The sequence below is a fragment of the Mycoplasma sp. CSL7491-lung genome, assembly GCF_018913965.1.
Taxonomy (GTDB): Bacteria; Bacillota_I; Bacilli_A; order Mycoplasmatales; family Metamycoplasmataceae; genus Mycoplasmopsis.
Genome location: NZ_JAHMHG010000001.1, coordinates 68,833 through 89,916 on the forward strand (window position 1 = coordinate 68,833; position 21,084 = coordinate 89,916).

22 protein-coding genes and 1 pseudogene are annotated in these 21,084 nt (G+C 26.8%); 22 read left to right on the plus strand and 1 reads right to left on the minus strand.

Going from position 1 to position 21,084, the window contains the following annotated elements:
• The first annotated feature begins 8 nt into the window (after positions 1-8).
• From KQ876_RS00275 to pepF, 6 genes are all read left to right on the plus strand, one after another.
• Positions 9-1,175 (plus strand): ABC transporter permease, encoded by a 1,167-nt coding sequence (locus KQ876_RS00275; RefSeq protein WP_216489754.1) that lies wholly within the window; start codon positions 9-11, stop codon positions 1,173-1,175.
• A complete protein-coding gene (locus KQ876_RS04220; RefSeq protein ID WP_216489756.1) occupies positions 1,165-2,475 on the plus strand; it encodes an ABC transporter permease in 1,311 nt (436 codons plus the stop codon). Before KQ876_RS00275 ends, KQ876_RS04220 begins: the two co-directional genes overlap by 11 nt.
• A gap of 8 nt (positions 2,476-2,483) precedes the next feature.
• A complete protein-coding gene (locus tag KQ876_RS00285; RefSeq protein WP_205852301.1) occupies positions 2,484-3,539 on the plus strand; it encodes an ABC transporter ATP-binding protein in 1,056 nt (351 codons plus the stop codon).
• Positions 3,526-5,964 (plus strand): ATP-binding cassette domain-containing protein, encoded by a 2,439-nt coding sequence (locus KQ876_RS04225; protein WP_205852302.1) that lies wholly within the window; start codon positions 3,526-3,528, stop codon positions 5,962-5,964. Before KQ876_RS00285 ends, KQ876_RS04225 begins: the two co-directional genes overlap by 14 nt.
• A gap of 175 nt (positions 5,965-6,139) precedes the next feature.
• Positions 6,140-9,493 carry a hypothetical protein gene (locus KQ876_RS00295; RefSeq protein ID WP_216489758.1) on the plus strand — a complete coding sequence of 1,118 codons (3,354 nt, stop codon included), beginning with the start codon at positions 6,140-6,142 and terminating at the stop codon, positions 9,491-9,493.
• 25 nt (positions 9,494-9,518) lie between these two features.
• Entirely contained in the window at positions 9,519-11,345 is a 1,827-nt protein-coding gene (pepF, locus tag KQ876_RS00300) for an oligoendopeptidase F (protein ID WP_216489760.1), read from the plus strand.
• 94 nt (positions 11,346-11,439) lie between these two features.
• On the opposite strand, the gene KQ876_RS04155 is transcribed toward pepF, so the two are convergent.
• Positions 11,440-11,562 (minus strand): hypothetical protein, encoded by a 123-nt coding sequence (locus tag KQ876_RS04155; protein WP_256443785.1) that lies wholly within the window; start codon positions 11,560-11,562, stop codon positions 11,440-11,442.
• Positions 11,563-11,584: 22 nt separating this feature from the next.
• On the opposite strand from KQ876_RS04155, the gene KQ876_RS00305 reads away from it, so the two are divergent.
• The 16 genes and pseudogenes from KQ876_RS00305 (at position 11,585) to rplN (ending at position 21,064) form a co-directional block, all read left to right on the plus strand.
• Positions 11,585-11,809, plus strand: coding sequence for a hypothetical protein (locus tag KQ876_RS00305; protein WP_216489763.1), 225 nt, complete (start codon positions 11,585-11,587; stop codon positions 11,807-11,809).
• A 115-nt stretch (positions 11,810-11,924) separates the two neighbouring features.
• Positions 11,925-13,583, plus strand: coding sequence for a ribonuclease J (locus KQ876_RS00310; RefSeq protein ID WP_205852362.1), 1,659 nt, complete (start codon positions 11,925-11,927; stop codon positions 13,581-13,583).
• Between the two features lie 331 nt (positions 13,584-13,914).
• The gene (locus tag KQ876_RS00315; protein WP_216489765.1) at positions 13,915-14,634 is read left to right on the plus strand and encodes a hypothetical protein; all 720 of its coding nucleotides are present in this window, start codon (positions 13,915-13,917) and stop codon (positions 14,632-14,634) included.
• 26 nt (positions 14,635-14,660) lie between these two features.
• A complete protein-coding gene (locus KQ876_RS04230; protein ID WP_205852457.1) occupies positions 14,661-15,002 on the plus strand; it encodes a co-chaperone YbbN in 342 nt (113 codons plus the stop codon).
• A 186-nt stretch (positions 15,003-15,188) separates the two neighbouring features.
• A complete protein-coding gene (rpsJ, locus tag KQ876_RS00325; protein WP_205852359.1) occupies positions 15,189-15,494 on the plus strand; it encodes a 30S ribosomal protein S10 in 306 nt (101 codons plus the stop codon).
• Positions 15,495-15,522: 28 nt separating this feature from the next.
• A pseudogene (rplC, locus tag KQ876_RS00330) lies at positions 15,523-16,146 on the plus strand (50S ribosomal protein L3); the annotation flags it as partial.
• 182 nt (positions 16,147-16,328) lie between these two features.
• The gene (gene rplD / locus KQ876_RS00335) at positions 16,329-17,111 is read left to right on the plus strand and encodes a 50S ribosomal protein L4 (protein ID WP_205852357.1); all 783 of its coding nucleotides are present in this window, start codon (positions 16,329-16,331) and stop codon (positions 17,109-17,111) included.
• A gap of 2 nt (positions 17,112-17,113) precedes the next feature.
• Entirely contained in the window at positions 17,114-17,581 is a 468-nt protein-coding gene (rplW, locus tag KQ876_RS00340) for a 50S ribosomal protein L23 (protein ID WP_205852356.1), read from the plus strand.
• A 113-nt stretch (positions 17,582-17,694) separates the two neighbouring features.
• A complete protein-coding gene (gene rplB, locus KQ876_RS00345) occupies positions 17,695-18,540 on the plus strand; it encodes a 50S ribosomal protein L2 (RefSeq protein WP_205852355.1) in 846 nt (281 codons plus the stop codon).
• On the plus strand, positions 18,540-18,818 hold the full coding sequence (rpsS, locus tag KQ876_RS00350; protein ID WP_205852354.1) for a 30S ribosomal protein S19: 279 nt from the start codon (positions 18,540-18,542) through the stop codon (positions 18,816-18,818). Before rplB ends, rpsS begins: the two co-directional genes overlap by 1 nt.
• Positions 18,818-19,159, plus strand: coding sequence for a 50S ribosomal protein L22 (gene rplV, locus KQ876_RS00355; RefSeq protein WP_241007012.1), 342 nt, complete (start codon positions 18,818-18,820; stop codon positions 19,157-19,159). The genes rpsS and rplV overlap by 1 nt, the downstream gene beginning before the upstream one ends.
• The gene (gene rpsC, locus KQ876_RS00360; protein WP_205852353.1) at positions 19,159-19,809 is read left to right on the plus strand and encodes a 30S ribosomal protein S3; all 651 of its coding nucleotides are present in this window, start codon (positions 19,159-19,161) and stop codon (positions 19,807-19,809) included. The genes rplV and rpsC overlap by 1 nt, the downstream gene beginning before the upstream one ends.
• Entirely contained in the window at positions 19,809-20,228 is a 420-nt protein-coding gene (gene rplP / locus KQ876_RS00365) for a 50S ribosomal protein L16 (protein WP_174893038.1), read from the plus strand. Before rpsC ends, rplP begins: the two co-directional genes overlap by 1 nt.
• Before the next feature lie 2 nt (positions 20,229-20,230).
• Positions 20,231-20,425 carry a 50S ribosomal protein L29 gene (gene rpmC / locus KQ876_RS00370; protein WP_174893037.1) on the plus strand — a complete coding sequence of 65 codons (195 nt, stop codon included), beginning with the start codon at positions 20,231-20,233 and terminating at the stop codon, positions 20,423-20,425.
• Between the two features lie 2 nt (positions 20,426-20,427).
• Positions 20,428-20,697, plus strand: a complete 270-nt coding sequence (rpsQ, locus tag KQ876_RS00375) for a 30S ribosomal protein S17 (RefSeq protein ID WP_241007011.1) — start codon at positions 20,428-20,430, stop codon at positions 20,695-20,697.
• A 1-nt stretch (position 20,698) separates the two neighbouring features.
• A complete protein-coding gene (gene rplN, locus KQ876_RS00380) occupies positions 20,699-21,064 on the plus strand; it encodes a 50S ribosomal protein L14 (RefSeq protein WP_205852352.1) in 366 nt (121 codons plus the stop codon).
• Positions 21,065-21,084 lie beyond the last annotated feature (20 nt).

Genomic DNA, 21,084 nt, shown 5'->3' on the forward strand with positions numbered 1-21,084 from the left:
AGGAAAAAATGACAAATTATATATTAAAACGTATCGGATTTGCAATATTGACTCTGCTAATTATTTTAGTTGTAGTATTTCTATTAGTAGCTCAATTTAGTGAAAACCCATTTGCTCAAAAGGCAATTGGACAAGCTGATGGAGCAGGATCAAGTGGTTCGGTAGAAAAATTAATACAATTATATGAGCAATCGGTCAAATATCATTTCTTACCATCTGATTGAGCAGGTAAGTATAATCTACATGCAAATGAATGAATGACATATAAATTAAATCCAATAGCTCGTTTTGGTTATTGAATTAATGATTTATTTACCAATTCAGATCATCCGTTTGGATTGCCGTTTGAAGAAACAATCTTTACGAGATTTTCAGCTAACTCAATACCTCAAATATTTTTTAAATATTTAAGATATTCAGTAATAATAACAATACCAGCATTCGTAGTAAGTGCAATTATTGGTATAGCTCTTGGGATTATTTCTGGATACAAACGTGGAACAATTTTTGACACTGCTATTAATGCGTTTTCGTTGTTATTTATAGCACTACCATCATTTATTATTGCTCCAATTTTGATTAGTATTTTACTTAAATTTGGTGTAACACCAAAATTCTTATTACCAACAGATACTGAACATACAAGTGGCGAAATCTTTTTATCATGATTACCACCAATTGCGATTATTACTTTGGGTTCTTTATCAGTTTATATAACATATACAAGAAATCAAATTATTACTGTTTTAACTTCAAATCATGTATTGATTGCCAAATCAAAAGGTTTAAGTAAATCAGAAATATTCTTTAAACATGTTTTAAGAAATATTTCTATACCACTTGCTGCTTTATTGATACCATCATATATCGGACTTCTTAGTGGTGGTATTGTTATAGAGCTATATTGAGCAGTTCCGGGAACTTCACAAGTTCTTGCACAAGCATTCCCAACAGGTGAAATTAATATTATTATGTTTAATACATTATTTTTCACAGCATTAGGTATATTTACATCTATTTTAGTTGACGTATCATATACTGTATTAGATCCTAGAATTAAGTACAATTCAGGTTCGAACCAAAGTAATTTAGTTCTCCTTAAAAGAACTATAACTAGAAATAAAGAATTTAAAAAGAATTTATTAGAAATGAAAGGAGTTAGAAATGACAGCTAAAGAGTTTGAATCAAAATATAAAGTTTCTTTAAACGGAATCGAAAATCCATTTGAATTTTCTAAAAATACAAATGTTTTCACAAACGTAGCTGGTAAACCTAAAAAAATCTTAATTGAAATTTTGAAAAGATTTTTTATGAGTTGACCTTCAGTTTTGTTTTTAATAGTATTCTTGGTTGTCTTTTTAATTTCAATTATAGTTACAGTAAATTCACAATATAGCGCGACAGAAAGTATTTCTAAAATACAATTAAATTTAATTGGTGATAAAGTTGGACAAGCAACAAATTCAGGTTCATCATTTGATAGTTCTATACCTCCTTTATACTCTGATCATTATGTTAAATTAGGGGATACAATTAGTCAAGATCTTTATAGAAATACTGTTAATGGTTATCGCGATTCTAAATTTTTTAACGGTTTCTTTGGGGATCTATTCTTAAAAGAAAATACTTTTAAAACAATTAATGGTGAAGGTTATATCGATGCATATAAATTATTTAAAATTGATAGTGCGTTTATTGTGTTTAACTATTCGAACATACCAAACAATCTAACTACAGAACAATATCAAGAATTATATAAACAAGCTTTAGATGCTAACCCACAAATATTTTTAAATACTATTTTAGGAACAAAAACTAGTGGGGTAGATATTTGGACCCAGTCATGAGTAGGTACTTGAAAAGCTGTTAGATTAGCAATTATTGTAGCAACAATTCAAACAATTATTGGTGTCGCTATAGGTTCTTACTTAGGTTTTCATGTGGGAAGTCAAATTGATACAATAATCATGCGTATTATTGACATTTTTTCAGCTCCGCCAACACTTATTTGATTACTATTATTTGTTTCTTTATTTGGTACAACAGATTTAACATTAGGTTTTGCATTAATTTTTATTGGTTGAGTTGGTTCTGTAGGTAGAACAAGATTATTTATTATAACTGTAAAAGATTCGGAATTTATTAAGGCTTCAAAATCTGTTGGAGCTTCAAAAGCAAGATTAATTTATAGACATGCATTACCAACAATTATAGGTAAAATTGCAACAGGATTTGTTGAGTCTATTCCATCAATTATATTATCAATATCATCATTAGCATTCTTAGGATTCTTTAAAGCAGAATCAGATATTAATTTAGGTCAAATTATTTCTCAAGCACCATCAGAAGCAGGATTAAATATTTGGGTATTATTGCTACCATCATTAATTCTATTATCAATATCAGTATCATTACACTTTATAGCATTAGGAGTGCACGATGCTCTTGATCCAAAAGTTATTAGAGCAAAATAGGTAAAATTATGAAAGAAAAATTATTAGATATAAAAGATTTAAGAGTAAGTTTTAAATTAAGAAGAAATAAATTCATAACAATAGTACGTGGTGTTGATATTGAACTAAATAAAGGTGAGATAATTGGTATTGTTGGTGAATCAGGCTCTGGAAAAACTGTTACATCAAAATCATTTTTGAACATTAATGAGAATGCAGTTATTTCAAGTGAAAAAATGGAAATCGAAGGAATTGATTTAACACAAAGTAAAAAAGAAAAATTCTGACAAACAATACGTGGGCATAAAATTGGTTATATTCCACAAGACCCGCTTACATCTTTAAATCCAACACGTAAAATTGGAAAACAATTAATAGACGCTTTAAACAAAAATGAAGATTGAAAGAATAAGCCTTATTCCGAGAAAAGAAAATACTTAGTAGACTTATTGGTTAAATTTGGTATAAACGGTGCTGAACAGGTCTTTGATATGTATCCACACACATTAAGCGGAGGAATGAAACAACGTGTAGTTATTACTATGGTTGTAGCACTTAAACCAAGTTTAATTATTGCTGATGAACCTACTACCGCTTTAGACCCAACGGTCCAAGCGTCAGTTTTAGCCTTATTTGAAGATATACGTAGCACAATGGATATTTCTATTATACTTATTAGCCATAATATTTCTGTTGTCGCGAAATTTTGTGATTATATTTATGTAATGTATGCTGGAAAAATAGTTGAAAGAGGAAGTAAAAAAGATATTTTTACTGACCCAAGACACCCTTATACATGAGCATTAATTTCTGCTATACCAGAAAATAAAGACGATAGACTTTATTCAATAAAAGGAACACCTCCTGATATGAATAATTTACCTTTAGGAGATTCTTTTGCTCCGAGAAACGACTATGCAGTTGAATTAGACTTTATAAAAGAACCACCATTATTTGAAGTTAGCCAAGGGCATTGAGCCGCAACATGACTTTTACATCCAGACGCGCCAAAAGTTAAACTAAGCGAAGAATTAGAAACTAGATTAAACCATTTTAGAAAGGTATTTTCAGATGAAAGAAAATAATAGATCGATTTTAGAAATTCATAACTTAAAAAAGTTTTTTAGAAATAAAAATATTGTTAATAAAGCTGTCGATGATGTTTCTTTTGACCTTAAAGAAGGTGAAATAGTAGGTTTAATTGGTGAATCAGGTTCTGGTAAAACAACTATTGGTCGTTCATTATTACGTTTATATGATGATTTTAACGGTTTCGTTCGTTTAGATGGTAAATTAATTTCGGGTAAGAAAATAACACGTAAAACAAATAAGTTTTTACATAAAAATATTCAAATGATTTTTCAGGACCCAATGGCTTCATTAAATGGACAAAATACAATTTTTTCTATTTTAAAAGAACCACTTGTTGTTAATGGAATTATCAAAAATAAAATCAAGGATATTAGAATTGATTGAAGCGAAATTAAAAATAATTTCCATTACACTTTTTTAGAATATTCTCTTAAATTAAAACTTGAGAATTTAAAAATAAATACTAACCTATCTAGTCCTTTCATGAAAAAATGATCTAAAAGACTAGATAAAATTGAATTTAAGGATCAAGCAAACGATTCTTATGATGATTTATATAATTCATATTTTTCATATTTAGATGAAAAAAATAAAATTAATTCAAAAATAATAAATAGTCTATATGCAAATACAGAAAAACTTTTAAATTTTTATAAAAGCAAACAATTAAATTTTAGAAATGAAGAAATAGATTTCGATGAAGAAAATCTTAAAAAAGCTAAAAATAGATTTATTTTAGCAAAACAATTAACAAAAAAAACAGAGTCCTATTATAAATATAAAAATTTAACTAAAGAGAATTGAGTTAAATTTAAGGAAAATTTAGCAACCGCAAGGGAAGTTTATGTTGATTCTAATAATTCTACTAAAAATCTTGCCAGCGAATTAAAAAATGAAGCTAAATTACTATTTAACGAAGCTTATTCAAGTCCTTACATAGATATTTTTGCATATAAAATTAAATTATATGAATTGAATAGACATGTATATAAATTATTTAAAAAAAATAGATCTAAATTAGCATTTTTAAACTACGAATCATTACAAGAGTTGATTTATCAAATTGAAGATGATTCTAGAGAATTTTTCGTAAATTATTTAAAATTTGAACCATACGACTTTGATTCTTTATCAAAATATAAAAATAAAATACGCACTTTTATTAATGATGAATTTAAACTAGATATTAAACAATATTTAGAAACTTCAGCAAAAATAAAACAAGATACTTTTAAAAGTGTTAAGGAATCGTTTAAAGAATTATATTCAAGTTTAAAAAGCACAATTAAAAATTTCTTTGTTTCTCCTAAAAAAGAATTTGAATTCAAAGAAAAAATTAATGAACTTGAAGAATCTAAAAAAGAATATTTAGAAGCTAAAAAAGTGGCTGATGATGAATTATCTAAATATGTTATTGAGTATAAAAATAGAATTTTAAAAATAAACGATGAAATTCAACAACAAGAATTACTTCTCAAAGAGATTAAAGATCAAGAGAAAATATATGATAGTAAATTTAATCAAATACATAAACAATTTGTTAAGTACTATCATGAAAATACAGTTAAAAAATTAAAAGATAATTTATCCAAAGTTGATAATAAAAATAAGTTACAAATCGAAAAAATTAAGGATAAAATTAAACAACATCAAGTTGAACTTAAAGTTTATCAAACAAATGTTGAAACGAAATGGAATAGTAATAATTCATTCTATATAGAGTCAAAATATTTAAATAAAGATTTAAATAATATATATATACTAATGGGGATTTCTAAATTTGAATTATTATCAAAAAATAAGTGATATTCATACGTTTTAGAAAAAGCAACATTACCTTATAAATTATTTAAATTAAATAAATTATTAACAAGGGTTGCTATTTATAAGAGTCTAGAAGATGTCGGTTTATTAAAACAATTTGCTTATCGTTATCCACATGAATTTAGTGGAGGCCAAAGGCAAAGGATTGTTATTGCTCGTGCTTTAATCACAGAACCAAAAGTTATTGTTGCCGATGAGCCAATAGCATCACTTGATATCTCAATTCAAGCCCAAGTTGTTAACTTATTAAAAGACCTATGTAGAGAGAAAAACATTGGTATGATCTTCATCGCTCACGATTTATCTATGATTGAATATATTGCTGATAGAGTTCAAATTATGCACTTAGGTAAAATTGTTGAATCGGGTAAAACTGAAGAAATTTACAAAAAACCATTACACCCATACACAATTAATTTATTTAAAGCTATTCCAAAAATTTCGAATGCAAATGAAAAATTCAAAGGAGTTAAATTCGAACTTTCATATATGAAAGATCAAGTGTTCCCTAACATTCCATATGTTCAACAAATAGAAGACAAAAACCACTATGTTCTAGGAACTAAAGAACAAGTTAAAGAATGAACAAAGTAGCAAAATATGCTAATTAAATTTCAAAAATTAACATCAAAAAATAGATGTTAATTTTTATTAAGAGTTAATTTTGTTTAATTAAATTCTTATTACAGAAATATAAAGTAAAACAAATCATTAATTGAATAATGAATGTCTTAATTATTTATATAATTTTATATAGTATAATTATTTTATGTCTAAAATAAATGATAATATGCCTAGAACCCAAAAAACAAAAATCAAAGTTTTAGTTGGTGATTTATGATTAAATTGATCTTATTTATTAAGAATATTTACTAAAAATAATCATAAAATAAAAGCAGAAATTTTGAATGATTATTTACATAAATTATTCGTAAAATTAATAATTGCTAAAATACAAACAAAAGAAATAGAATTTAATAAAAATTATGCAAAAATAGATAGTAGCCATTGAGAAAAATATAGTAAATGATATACCTGATATAAAGATAATAAAATTAGTGAGCAAAATAATATTGATTTATATAAAGAATCGCTTTATAAAATAGATTTATCACAAATTTTTAAAGATCTATCAGATGATTTAGTCATTGGAGAACTTATAGTTTTTGCGATAGATTTAGTTAATAAATATATTGTTTATAATGAAAAAGAACATTTTAATAATGATTATACAAAAATTTTTATTATTTTTATAGAAAGACAATTAAATAAAAAAATAATAGTAAATACCAATAGTTACAATATCTTAAAAAATGAAGAATATTATGCTAATTTACATTCATTTCTAGAACCTATTGAAAAAAATGATCAGTATAGAATAAAACGAAACAGTTACTCATTAAAAAATGTTAATTGACACAGAGATGTATTTCTATTTTACGTTTTAAATAAATTGCTAATTAATTTAGAATTAATGTTAAATAGACCTTGAACCGACCTAGTTGTAGATTTTAAAGGGTCTATAAGCAACAATATTTATAATGAAAATTATGTTAATTTTCTTGAAGGTAACGAATCTAATGAAGACGATAGATTTAGTAAGTTTCTATATATAGATCCTAATTTAATGCTGGACAGTAATGAAAATTTAGAAATTAAATCTTTTATTTTACCTTTTGAATCTATTGATCTAGAGGATCTACAATGATCTTTCAACGAATTAAAAGAGTTCATGTATAGAGATGATAGTTCATTTAATAATAAAATAAACTCTAAACTTAATTTTGTTGAAACAAATACAAATATAGATACAATTAACGATGAAGAAATTACATATTATTCTAAAAAAATATCAAAAGAAATTGAGAAAAATGACGTAAAAAATATTTTAATATCTGGTGAAGCATTATCTGGTAAAAGTAGTGTTTTAAAGTTATTTTTAAAAAATGTAAAAGAAAAAGACTATATTAAGATTAGTTTTAGTGATATTAATAAAATTGAATCAAAAGAAGATAAAAATAATGAAAATATAATCGAAAAAAGTTTAGTAAGACAAATAATGTATCAATTAGATAATAATCGATTTGTTGGTAATACTTTAGTCAATAAAAACAAGACTTTAAAAAGATTTATTTTTCTATTAATATCATCATTTATTGCGTCTATTTTTCTTGTACCACTATCATTAAAAAGCTTTTATAATTTCAATTTCAATTTAATTGAATTAATAGCCAAAACTGGTGAGAATTGAAATTATAATTTTGGTATTTTATTTGTGTCATTCATACTTATTTGAGCTGTAATGTTAGCTATTTTTTACCTAACAAACAATAATTTATGAAGATTTAAATCGATTAAATTTAAAGGAAGTGAAGTTAATTTTAATAATGATATTACATTTTTAGACGCTAACGTTGATGTTATTGTTGATGTGATCCTTCAGTCTAACAAAAAAATAATAGTATTTGAAGACATCAATAAGCATAAGCTTGAAACTGTTTTCCAAAAACTATTTGAAATGAACAGTCTTTTAAATTTAAAGGAAGATGATAAAAAAATCACATTTATATATGTTGTTGATTCTTCTGTACTAACCGAAGAATTCAAAACAAGATTTTTCGATACCATAATTGATGTTAAGAATAACTTTAAAGATATTGATAAAGAAATCATATCTAAAAAGATTATTGATAAAATAACATTTTCTAAAAGGAAGAAGATTGTTAAAACAGACTATCCATTATTTCAAAAGATTAAAAGAGAAGAAATTAAGAAAATTGTTGATTCATACATTAATTATTTCTTGAATTGAAAAGAAATTAACATTATTTTAAATGAGATAAGTAATTTTGAAGTAATAACCAAAAACTTATTTATTAAAGAAATATTAGAAGATAATTCTCTGCTCAAAAATAATATTGATAAAATAAATAATTTTATAATAGAAGATGAAGATGATTTAGGAAATGAACATATAAAAAAATTCGCTGAATCATGAAAAGAAATAAAGAAATCGATTATATTTAATCCCGTTAAAAAAGAGTTATATGAAACCTTGCAAGAGTTTGTTAATAAGACATTTTATATACCAAAAAACATTAATAGCAGATATAGTTCAGGAAAAATAGCGGACGAATTATCAGATAATTTAATTTTTGGATTTTCTAAAAATTTTTCATTCTACACAGTAGACAAATTAGTTGCAAAGTCTTTAATTAGATTTACATTTTTTAAGTATTATTTAGTGTTTTTAATTTCTAATAAATACTTAGAAAGTGACAAAAATAGTAATTATTTATTAGACGAAGAAAATATCAGAAAACTTCGTGAAATAGATGCAAAAATAAAAGATAAAAATAATTATTATTCAACTATATATTCTAAAAATAAATACATTTTTTCTAGATTATTAATCAAGGAATTATTATTTTTAGATGAAGAATTAATGAATACAGAAATAATTGATATTTTTACTTCTAAAAAGTATAATAATAAATTTAAATTCATACTTTATTTTGTGTTTGGTAAATTTGACTCCGATGAATTAAATGATAAGATTTTTAATTTAATTGAAGAAAAAACAAAACATGCAATAAAAACCTTTGTTAAAAAACACTCATTAAAATTATTAAATGAGTACGCAAGTACAGAAACAAAAGAAGACTTAATTAAAAACAAAATTAAAACAGAGTTATCAACAGAATTTAAAAATTTATCAAATAATAAGACAAATGAACTTTTAGTTCAATTAATATATGATGGCTACATAATGACAAATCCAGATTCATACATAATACCATCTAAAATAGATTATTCGCTAGATAATTCTAGTGATACATGTTTTGTAATTGACCATATATTTGAACATAAGATAAATAAATCGTTTTTACTTAGAGAAACAAAGAAATGTTTCCATATAGATTTAGAAGACATTTATGATGTTTTTGAAAATATACATCTTGAATTTGATAAAATGGATGAGTATATAAGCGAAATACAAGAATTTTATAACGTATGATATGAGGTTAACAAAAATACTAAACCATTATTTAAAATGAAAAAATTAGATTACAAAATAAATGAAAAATACGATAAATTAATGCTTAAAAATAATAGAAATTAATTTTATACAAGTACAAGGAGAAAAAGTGAAAGCAAAACAATTTAAAAAACACACAGATATACCAAAAAAATATACTTGAGATTTAGAAGACTTACTTAAAGGTAAAAAAATTGAAGAATTAATCTATGAATACGAAACTGTATATCGTGAAAGAATTCAAAATAAAGATTCTAAATATGATAACTTAGAATCGTATATTAAAGACGTTAAAAAATCGGAACAACAAACATTATTAGAATTTAAAGTAGAAAACTATGTTTCAAATAAATTAAATGAAGATTTAGTTAACCCAGAAATTTTAAAATTAGAGTCAGAATTAAAAGTTCGTTTCAACAAATTAAACATTGAATTTGGTTCAGAAACCAACCGTTTTTATAAAAATATTGAAAAAATAAAAGAGTGAAAAAATGATCCAAGATTAGCGGACTATAAACGTCATTTAGAAGATCAAATTGAAGATTATAACCATAAATTAGACGATAAAGTTGAAGAATATTTAATAGAATCAGCTTATGGTCAACCAGACCCACATAAAGTATTTAGCATTCTTACAAATAGCGAATTAGACTACGGTTATGTTTATTTAGGTAAAAAGAAAGTTAAATTAAATCCAACTAACTACCGCCAATTTGGTAAAAATAAAGATGAAAATGTTAGAAAGGAATCATACAAAAACTTCTGAAAAGCATATGAAAATCACAAAGATTCACTTGCTGAAGTTTTGTTCCAACACTTTAAAGAAATCGTTACAGAAGCTAAAATTAGAAAATTTAAATCTGCTACTGATATGTTAACTAAAGATGACAAAATGACAGATGAATTATTAAATAAATTATTTGAACAAGTTTCTCGAAGTAAAGACATGGTGCAAAAATACCGTAACTGACACAAAAGATTTTACCAAGCTAAATTTGGTTCAAAAATGCAAAAATGAGACTCAATGCGTGATTTAGTTAATGTTAAAACTGAATACACTGTCGATGAAATGGTGGAATTAGCAAAAGAATCACTTATGCCTTTTGGTGATGAATATAATGAACAAATTAATAAAGCGTTAAGTGAAAATTGAGTTGATTATATGCCTACAGACACCAAACGTGGTGGAGCTTACAGTATTGGTGGTACTTACGGAATTGATAAAAAATATATTTCAATGAACTTTGAAGGATCATTACGTAGTGTTGAAACATTAGTTCACGAATTAGGTCACTCAATGCACTCATACTTCTCAGACACAAGAAATAGTTTGGTCAATTCCCAATACCCAATTTTCTTAGCTGAAATCGCTTCAATTTACAATGAATTAATGCTAACAGATCACTTATTAAAAAATTCAAAAAATGATAAATTAAAATTCCAAGTTTTAGGCGCTTTAATTGATAATTTCATTGGTACAGTACACAAACAAGTTTTATGAGCAAATTACGAATATGATTTGTACAAAGGCATTTGAGACGGAAAAGTTTCTGGAAGTTATGACTCAATTAGTAAAATTTACTTTGAAAACGCTAAAAAATATAATGCAAACAAATTAAAATACTCAACTTCAAGTACAATTAATTCAATTTATGTACCACATTACTACTATGGATTTTACGTTTATAAGTACGCTATAGGGCAATTAGTTGCACTATATTTCTTTAAAAAATACAAACAACATGGTAAAAAAGCACTTAATAATTATATTGATAACTTTTTAAGCGCTGGTGGTAGGGATTACCCAATTAATATTCTTAAATCAGTTGGTGTTGATTTAAACGATAATAAATTCTATCAAGAAGGATTTGATTTTATTGACGAAATAGTCGCAGATTGAGTAAAATTAGGTAAAAAGATCTTCAAAATTAAATAATTATGAAAAATAAATTAAATATTTTATGATCACGCTTTAAAAGTCAAAGCGTCGCAAACTTTACTTCTCTTCGTTTTTATATAATAAGTTTAATTTATTTAGTTATATACTTCTCGATCTTTACATATTCAACACTTAGTGTAAAAGATACTATAACAAAATGAAATAATGCAGTAACTGCTTCAGGAATTGTTACATTTGCACTTGTTTTATTCATTTTACTCTTTAAATGAGGCTTTTTGGAGAGAACTATAGAAAAAATGAAGACAGGTATTAGTTCAAGTAATAAAAGTAGAATTGAATATAGAGCTAAAAAAATGAATCAAACAGAGAGAAGAATATTCTTAGAATATAATAAGAAAAAAGAACTTGAAAAAGAAAATAAACCATCTAAATCAAACTATCCATTTTACTTTAATTTAATATTTTATGCCTTAAGTTTGATTTTAATCGCTGTGGTATAGCAAAAACACAAAACAGTTAAAAATAATTGTTTTGTGTTTTTATATAAAAAAATAAGCAATAGTTTGTTATAATTAAGAAATATATTCCGTTATTAAAAATAAGGAGATGACAAAAATGGAAAATGTTAAAATTTTTGCATTAGGTGGTCAGGACGAGAACGGAAAAAACAGTTACGTTTTTAGTTATAATGATGATTTATACATAATTAATTCAGGTGTAAAAATTCCTATTAATTCAAAAAATGGTGTTGATACATTAATACCCGACTTTACTTTTTTAGAAAAAAATAAAGATAAAATTAAAGGAATTTTCATTACGGATATTAGAAATGAAAGTTTTTCCGCTCTTCCTTGATTACTAATGAAAGTGCCAAATGCTAGAATTTATACTTCTTTCTTAAATAAACATTTCATTCAAGAAAGACTTCAAAAATACAATATAAAATTAGATAAATTTCAAATAAAAACAATTACAGAAAGAACTAAAATAGGTTCAATTGTTGTTCAACCTATATCTCTTCCTGGTTCAACCCCAGGAAATTTAGGTTTTGATTTTATAACTAAGTCAGGTGATTATTTGTTTATGTTTAACTATGTTGAAGGTGATTTAGGAATTTTTGGTAAAACTTGATTTTACCATCTATCTAAAGCATTCGGAAAGCGTAAATTAAACGCAATAATTAGTGATGCTGGAAGATCAAAAACAAACGGTAAAGCCATTGATAAAATAAAATTGCCAAAATATATTGAAGAATCATTTAAAAAATCTAATTCAAAAAGCAGGATTGTTATTGGTGCATATTCCGAAGATGTTGCTACATTACAACAAGTAATTGAACTTGCTAAAAAGTATAATAGACCAATTATTCCTTATGGTAAGAATTATGCAGACATACTATTTTTAACTAAGCAATTCTTAGAAAAAGGGTACCCAGAATATCAATTCCCTGAAATATTAGATTATAAATTGATAAACAAAACAGATAATGCTGTTGTTTTAGTTACAGGTTCTATTGAGAGATTATATTCTCGTTTTGTTAGGATAGTTTCTAATGATGATGTTTATATGAAAATTAATAAACAAGATACTGTAATTATGATGGCGCCCCCAGTGAACGGTTTAGAATCCGAAGCGGCTCAAACATTAGATGAAATTGCTAAAGTCACTTCTAATTTAATTGATGTTCCAGAAAATGAGTATTTTTATTGTAGACCATCAAGAGAGGATATTTTTAGTTTAATTAAAAATTTAAAGCCAAATTATTTTATACCTGCACAAGGTTTATATAGGTATTTAGTTGACATTTGTGATTATTTACAAACAGAAAACAAAAATACAAATTCAATTGTGCTTTTAAATGGTAAAATTGCACATTTTGAAAACGGAAAATTAATTTCTCATAACGGTAGAATAAAGGAAATTGGCGATACTATTATAGATGGTTTTGGGGTTGGAGATATTTCTTCAGAAGTTCTCGCTGAGAGAGAAGTTTTAGGTCGTGATGGTGTTGTTATTATTAATTCTTTATATTCACCTAAGACAAAGAAAATAATTGGTAAATTGCATATTAATTATGTTGGTGTAATAAATAGTGATGAATACTCTAAATTTGATAGATTAATAAAAGATATAATTATTGATTTGATTTCTAGCAAAGAATACGCTAATATGAGAGAGTTAAACGAAAGAGTTAGAAAAACTATAAGAAAAAAAATATTCAAATTAACAGATAAAGATCCGATGGTAGCCTTCACTCTTACACAGGTAAATTAAAATGTTAAAAAATAAATTATTAAATTTACTTAAAATGCCTTATTTGGAGGTGTTAAATAGTAACAATAATAGGGAAGTATTTTACAAAAAAATTAGCAAAATAAAACTTACTATAGGGATAGTATTGTTTATTTTGCTTTTTGCTTTTTTTCTTCTGTTTAACACAAATGTTTTACCCGAAATTTTAAATTGATTTTATATTTATAGTTTTGGACTTTTATTCGGCAATACTATTATATTTCTATTCGTTGGTTTTACAATAGTTTTTTGTTTTGAAATTTATTTTAATTTTAATGAAAATAAAATAATTTTCTATTTTAGTAGAATTAATATGATTCGAATCGGAGAATTAAGATATAAAATTTACTCTTCAATAATATACTTTTTTGTAGCAGCTACACTTTTAGATCATTTAGTTATACATTTTTTGACTATTGAAAATTTTTCTTTTCAACCTAAAAATTTATCTTTAATTTTTACCGAAGGGTGATGAAAAAAGTTCGGGTTAAGCAAAAAAGATTATTTTACAATTGATAATGTTTCAGTTTGAAATAATATAGGAGTTTTTTTTGATACCTTAATAAATATTTTGTATATACCTTTTTTATCTCCAATTTTACCTATTTTCGCTTTAGCTTTAATTACATTTTCTATTTTTTCTCATTTGACAAACATTAAATTTCGCCAATTATTTAGTAATAAAAAAATAACATTAAGCGAAAAAGTAAGGTTTTTAAAAAACGAAAATAATGATTTTATATACACTAAAAGGGTAAAAGATTATTATGATTTTTTATTTTATGCAGCTAGACATTTTGTTTTAGATTTTAAAAATTTAAGTTATTCAAAATTAGAAAAAATAATTTTAAAAAAAACTGATTCAAAGGTAGTTGAAGATTTTTATTTTTGATATAATGACTTAAAATCAAAGACTGAAGAGTTTGATTATAATATCGAAAATAGACATACACCGATAACAATAAAATTATCTGAAGAGAAAGAATATAATCACGAAAAAGATTGGCTAGATGAATTTGATTTTCAAGATTAATTTAATAATTAATAAAAGGAGAAAAAATGATTAAAAAAATGAATTGAGCAGAAGCTCAAGAATTAATTAAAAATAAAGATACAGATAAATTAACTTTTTTAACTTTTACAACTGAATGATGTACAGATTGTAAAATGATGAAACCCGTTTTCAATGAAGTTGCAAATAAATTTGAAGGAAATAATCAAGTTGAATTTATAAATGTTGACGCTGAAGAAGCAAAACTTTTTAGAGACCCTAATACTAAATGAAGAGTTTTAAAGGTCCCTACAACTATATTATTAAAAGGAGACGAAATAGTTGAAAAAGGTTTTGAATACGTCCCAGAAGAAGTTCTAGAGGATTGAATAGACAAAAGAATTGCATAATGATACACCGAGAACAGTTGTTAAAATTAAAAACCGAAAAAAATGATTTCTATTTTTCGGTTTTTATTATATAATTATAAAGCAACTATAACGTAGATCTATAAGGTTGCTAGTAATACAAAGTTGTTGAGGTATTATCTAGGTTTTTATAGTGAGTTATTGTTCAAAAGAACAAAAGGAGACAACATGAGCAAACTAAACATTAAAATTAAAGGGTTTGATCATACATTAGTTGATGAAGGAGCTAAAAAAGTTTATTTATTGTTAAAAGAACTTAAAGCTAAAGTTAGTGGACCAATTCCATTACCAACTAAAAGAGATGAAATCACAATTTTAAGATCAGTTCACGTTAACAAACCAAGTCGTGAACAATTTGAAAGTAGAACTCATCAAAGATTAGTAGTTGTTGAAAACGCTAATAGTGAAGTTACTGACAAATTAAACAGATTAGAATTACCTGCTGGTGTAGGAATTCAAATTAAAGTTAAATAATTTAAATTAAAATTTTTAAGGAGAAAAAATGAAAGGAATCTTAGGACGTAAAGTTGGTATGACTCAAATTTACACCGAAACAGGTTTAAGAATACCTGTTACTGTAATAGAAGTACAACCAAATGTTGTTACTAAAGTTTTAACAAACGACAAAAACGGTTATGTTGCCACACAACTTGCCGTATTTGAACAAAAAGCTAACCGTGTTAATAAGCCAGATAGCGGTCAGTTTGCTAAAGCTAAAACAACACCTAAGCGCTTCGTAAAAGAAGTTCGTGAAATGTCAGGTTTCGAACTTGGAGACACAATTAAAGCTGACATATTTAAAGTTGGTGAACTTGTTGATGTTACAGGTACATCTAAAGGAAAAGGTTTTGCTGGTACAATTAAAAGACACAACCAACACATTGGACCTAAATCACACGGTGGTGGTGGTGGATCACAACCAGTAAGACAAACAGGATCACTTGGAGATATCGCAGGAAACAGAGTTTTCAAAGGTATGACAATGCCAGGTCATTTAGGTAATGTAAAAACCACTGTGCAAAACTTAGAAGTTGTAAAAGTTGATTTAGAAAATAATTTAATTTTAGTTAAAGGATCAATTCCTGGACCTAAAAAGTCATATATAGTTGTTAAAGAAGCTGTTAAAGGTCTTCCAGCTCACGAAGGTGTTAAACTTGTTGATGTTCAAGAAGTTCAATTATTAAATGAATTAATTGAACAAGCTAAAAAACACAATATTGAAGTTACAGTTGGAATGCATTCATCAGAATTAAAAGCATTAATAGAAGAAGCAGAAGCTAAAGAAGCTCAAGAAGGGGATAAATAGTTATGGCAGAAACAAAAAAAGCTAAAGTAGAAAAAGAAACTACAACAAAAACAACTAAAAAACCTGCTGCTAAAAAAACAACTACAACAACTAAAAAACCTGCTGCTAAAAAAACAGAAACAAAAAAAGTAGTAGCAAAAAAAGAAAAAGAAGTAAAAACAACTACAACAACTAAAAAAGTAGTTAAAAAAGTATTAAAATCAGAAGTTAAATTACCTAAAGCGTTATTCCAAAGTGAAAAAATCTATGAACAAGCTATTTTTGACACAATTTTATCAGAAAGAGCATCAAGAAGACAAGGTACACACCAAGTTAAAAATCGTGCCGAAGTTAGTGGAAGTGGTAAAAAACCATGAAGACAAAAAGGTACAGGTAGAGCACGTCACAGTTCTATGCGTTCACCAATTTGAGTAGGTGGTGGTAGAGCTTTTGGGCCTCAATCAAATAAAAATTATTCACTTAAAGTAAATAAAAAAGTTAAATACAACGCTTTTGTATCAGCACTTACATTATTATCACAAGACAATGCAGTTATTGTTGATGACTTAACATTAAACTCAATCAAAACAAAAGATTTAGTTAATAAATTAGTTGAACTTAATGTAAATGATTTAAGACACGTATTAGTAGTAAATGAAGATTACAACGTATTTAAATCAGCTAAAAATTTACCAAATGTTGCTACAACTAAAGCTAATTCATTAACTGTTGAAGAAATAGTTGGTGCAGATGTAATGATCATTTCAAAACAAAGCTTAGAGCTTTTGGAAAGAAAGGCTAAATAATCATGGAATTAACTCAAGTAATTAAATCACCAATTTTAACAGAGAAAACTGATGTTTTAAGAACAACACAATCAACATTTGTTTTTAAAGTTGACTACGCTGCTAATAAATATCAAATCAAAGAAGCTATTGAAACAATTTTTGGTGTAAAAGTAGCGTCTGTTAGAACAATTAAAGTCGAAAAACAACCAAAAAGTGTTGGTCGTTTCCACGGATTTACAAATCGTTACAAAAAAGCTATGGTTAAATTAGTAGAAGGTCAATCAATTAACTATATTCCAAGTGATGATGAAGAAAAAGCGCAAATAGTTTCTGAAGAAGCAAAAGAAGCTAAAAAAGCAAAAGAAGCAAAAGCAAAAGACGTTGAAAATAAAGTAGCTAAAAAATTAGCATCTAAAAAACAAGTTGCAACAAAAAAAGCAACTGTTAAAGCAAAAACAACAACAAAACGTAAAGTTGGTGGAGAATAGTTCTCCGATGAACTTTAGTTATTTAATTTAAACAAAAATATAAATAAAAGCGGATTAAAATATTGCTTAAAAGAAATTCCGCACTATTTTTAAGCAAAGGAGAAAAGACAATTATGGCAATTAAACATTATAAGCCAACTACAAATGGTCGTAGAAATATGTCTTCTCTTGATTTCAGACAAAACTTATCTGGTCATGCACCTGAAAAATCACTTTTAGTTAATCTAAAATATCATGCAGGGCGTAATAACCAAGGTAAAATAACTGTTAGACATCACGGAGGACGTGTAAAAAGATTTTACAGACTTGTAGATTTTAAACGTAATAAAGATAATATCCCAGCTATTGTTAAAACTATTGAATATGATCCAAACCGTTCAGCTAACATTAGTTTATTAGCATATGCTGATGGAGAAAAAAGATATATATTAACACCTAAAGGAATAGTTTTAGGTCAAAAAGTTATTTCAGGAGAAAATGTTGATATCGTTGTTGGGAACGCACTTCCATTATCTAACATTCCTGAAGGTACATTTGTACACAACATCGAAATGCAACCAGGAGGTGGTGGTATTATAGCACGTAGTGCTGGAACATCAGCTCAATTACTTGGTAAAGATGACGATGGAAAATACGTTGTTCTTAGACTTAAATCAGGAGAAACACGTCGTGTATTAGCTCGTTGTCGTGCAACAATTGGTGTTGTTGGTAACGAAGAACATTCACTTGTTAACGTAGGTAAAGCTGGAATCAATAGACATAAAGGAATCAGACCTACAGTTCGTGGTTCAGTTATGAACCCTGTAGATCACCCACATGGTGGAGGGGAAGGTAAACAACCTGTTGGACGTAAAGCCCCACTTACACCTTGAGGTAAAAAAGCTCTTGGAGTTAAAACAAGAAAAACTAAAAAATCTTCAAATAAACTTATTTTAAGAAGAAGAAAGGATGCTAAATAATGGCACGTAGTCTTAAAAAAGGTCCATTCGCAGATGATCATTTACTTAAAAAAGTAGATGCTATTGTAGAAGGGAACGCACCTAAAAAACCAATTAAAACTTGATCAAGACGTTCAACAATCTTCCCAAGTTTCGTTGGTTTAACATTCGCAGTTCATAACGGAAATAAATTTATCGAAGTTTACGTAACAGATGATATGGTTGGACATAAATTAGGGGAATTTGCACCTACAAGAACATTTTCAGGTCATGGTGCAGATAAAGGTAAGAAGAAATAATGGCACAACAAGCAAAAGCACATGTAAAATTACAAAGAGTAAGTTCATCTAAAGCAAAATTGGTTGCTAACTTATTCAGAGGAAAAGATGTTAATGTTGCTTTAGGTCTTTTAGAAAATACATCTAAAAAATCAGCACCAATTTTCCTTAAATTACTTAATTCAGCAGTTGCTAACGCAACAAACAACCACGGAATGAACGCATCAAAATTATTCGTAAAAGAAGTTTATGTAAATGAAGGTCCAACACTTAAAAGATTCCAACCAAGAAGTCAAGGTAGAGCTTATTCAATTTTAAAACGTACATCAAATTTATCAATAGTATTAGAGGAGAGAAACTAATGGGACAAAAAGTTAATCCAAATGGATTCCGTTACGGAGTTTCAAAAAACCATAATTCAACATGATTTGCAGATAAAGATAATTTCGGATCATATTTAGTTGAAGATGCTAAAATTTATAAATTCTTTGATAAATTAGTACGTGAATACCAAATCGGAAAAGTTGAAATAAAAAGAACTAAAGATAACAAAGTGACAGTTAACTTACACACAGTTAAACCTGCAGCAATGTTAGGTCAAGAAGGTAAGAACATTCAAGAATTAACAGTTAAGGTTCAAAAATTTGTTAAAAATAAAAATCTTAATTTAAAATTACAAGTTATAGAATTAAAAAATTATGACTTAAACGCAAGATTACTTGCAGAAATGATTGCAACAAAATTAGAAAACCGTGAAAGCTTCCGTCAAGCACAAAAAATTGCTATTAGAGCTGCTTTAAAAGCAGGTGCTAAAGGTATTAAAACTATGGTTAGCGGTCGTTTAAACGGAGTTGATATGGCTCGTTCAGAAGGTTATTCTGAAGGAGAAATGAGACTTCATACATTAAGACAAAATGTAGAATACGCAACAGCAACAGCTAGAACAACATATGGAGCTATTGGTGTTAAAGTTTGAGTTTCACTTGGAGAAATTTTAGGAGGTAAAAAATAATGTTACAACCTAAAAGAACTAAATATAGAAAACCTTTTGTTGTTAGACACGACAAAAGAAAAGCTACAAAAGGAAACACTGTTGCATTCGGTGAATTCGGATTGCAAGCAGTTACATCAGCATGAGTTACAGCTCGTCAAATAGAATCAGCACGTATTGCAGCAACACGTAGAATGGGTCGTGAAGGTCAAGTTATTATTAGAATCTTCCCACACTTTTCTAAAACATCTAAACCTATCGGTGTTCGTATGGGTTCAGGAAAAGGTGCTCCAGAATTATGATATACAGCAGTAAAAGTTAACACAATGATGTTTGAAGTTGGTGGTGTTAGTGAAGAAATTGCGCGTGACGCTCTTCGTTTAGCTGGTCACAAATTACCTGTTAAATGAAAAATAGTTCAAAGAAAAGGAGATGAATAATTATGAGTTACAAAGATTTATTAGAAAAATCAACAAAAGAGCTTGAAGAATTAACTTTAAAATTAAAAGCAGAATTATTCACACTTAGATATAGAAACGTTACTGGTGATTTAAGAGATACACACAAAATTAAACTTTTAAGAACAGATATTGCTAAAACTCTTACAGCATTAAATGCCAAAAAGGAGAATAAATAATTATGGAAAGAAATACAAGAAAAACTTTAACAGGTAAAGTTGTTTCAGCAGGTAAAAGTGCTAAGACAATTATTGTTGCTGTTGACACATACAAAAAACACCCACTTTATTCAAAACGTTACAAATCAACTAAAAGATTTGCAGTACATGACGAAAATGAAGTTGCTAAATTAAACGATATTGTTGTTATTATGGAAACAAGACCACTTTCAAGAACAAAACACTTTAGATTAGTATCAGTAAAAGAATCTGCTATCGAAGGAAACAACTAATATGATTTTAGAATTATCAAGAGCAAATGTAGCTGATAACTCAGGTGCAAAAACAATAGGTGTAATTCGTGTATTAGGTGGATCAAAGAAAAAAGTTGCTAAAATTGGTGATATTATAGTTTGTTCAGTAAAAAAAGCTTTACCTAACGGTATGGTAAAAGAAGGTCAAGTTGTTAAAGCGGTAGTTGTGCGTTCAAAATATGGTATTCACCGTACAAACGGTTCATATATTAAATTTGATGATAACGCAGTTGTTATTCTTAAAGAAGATTTAACACCACGTGGAACTCGTGTTTTTGGACCAGTTGCTCGTGAAATTAGAGAAAAATTCCCTAAAATTGTTTCTTTAGCACCAGAAGTATTATAGTAGTAAAGGAAAATTAAATT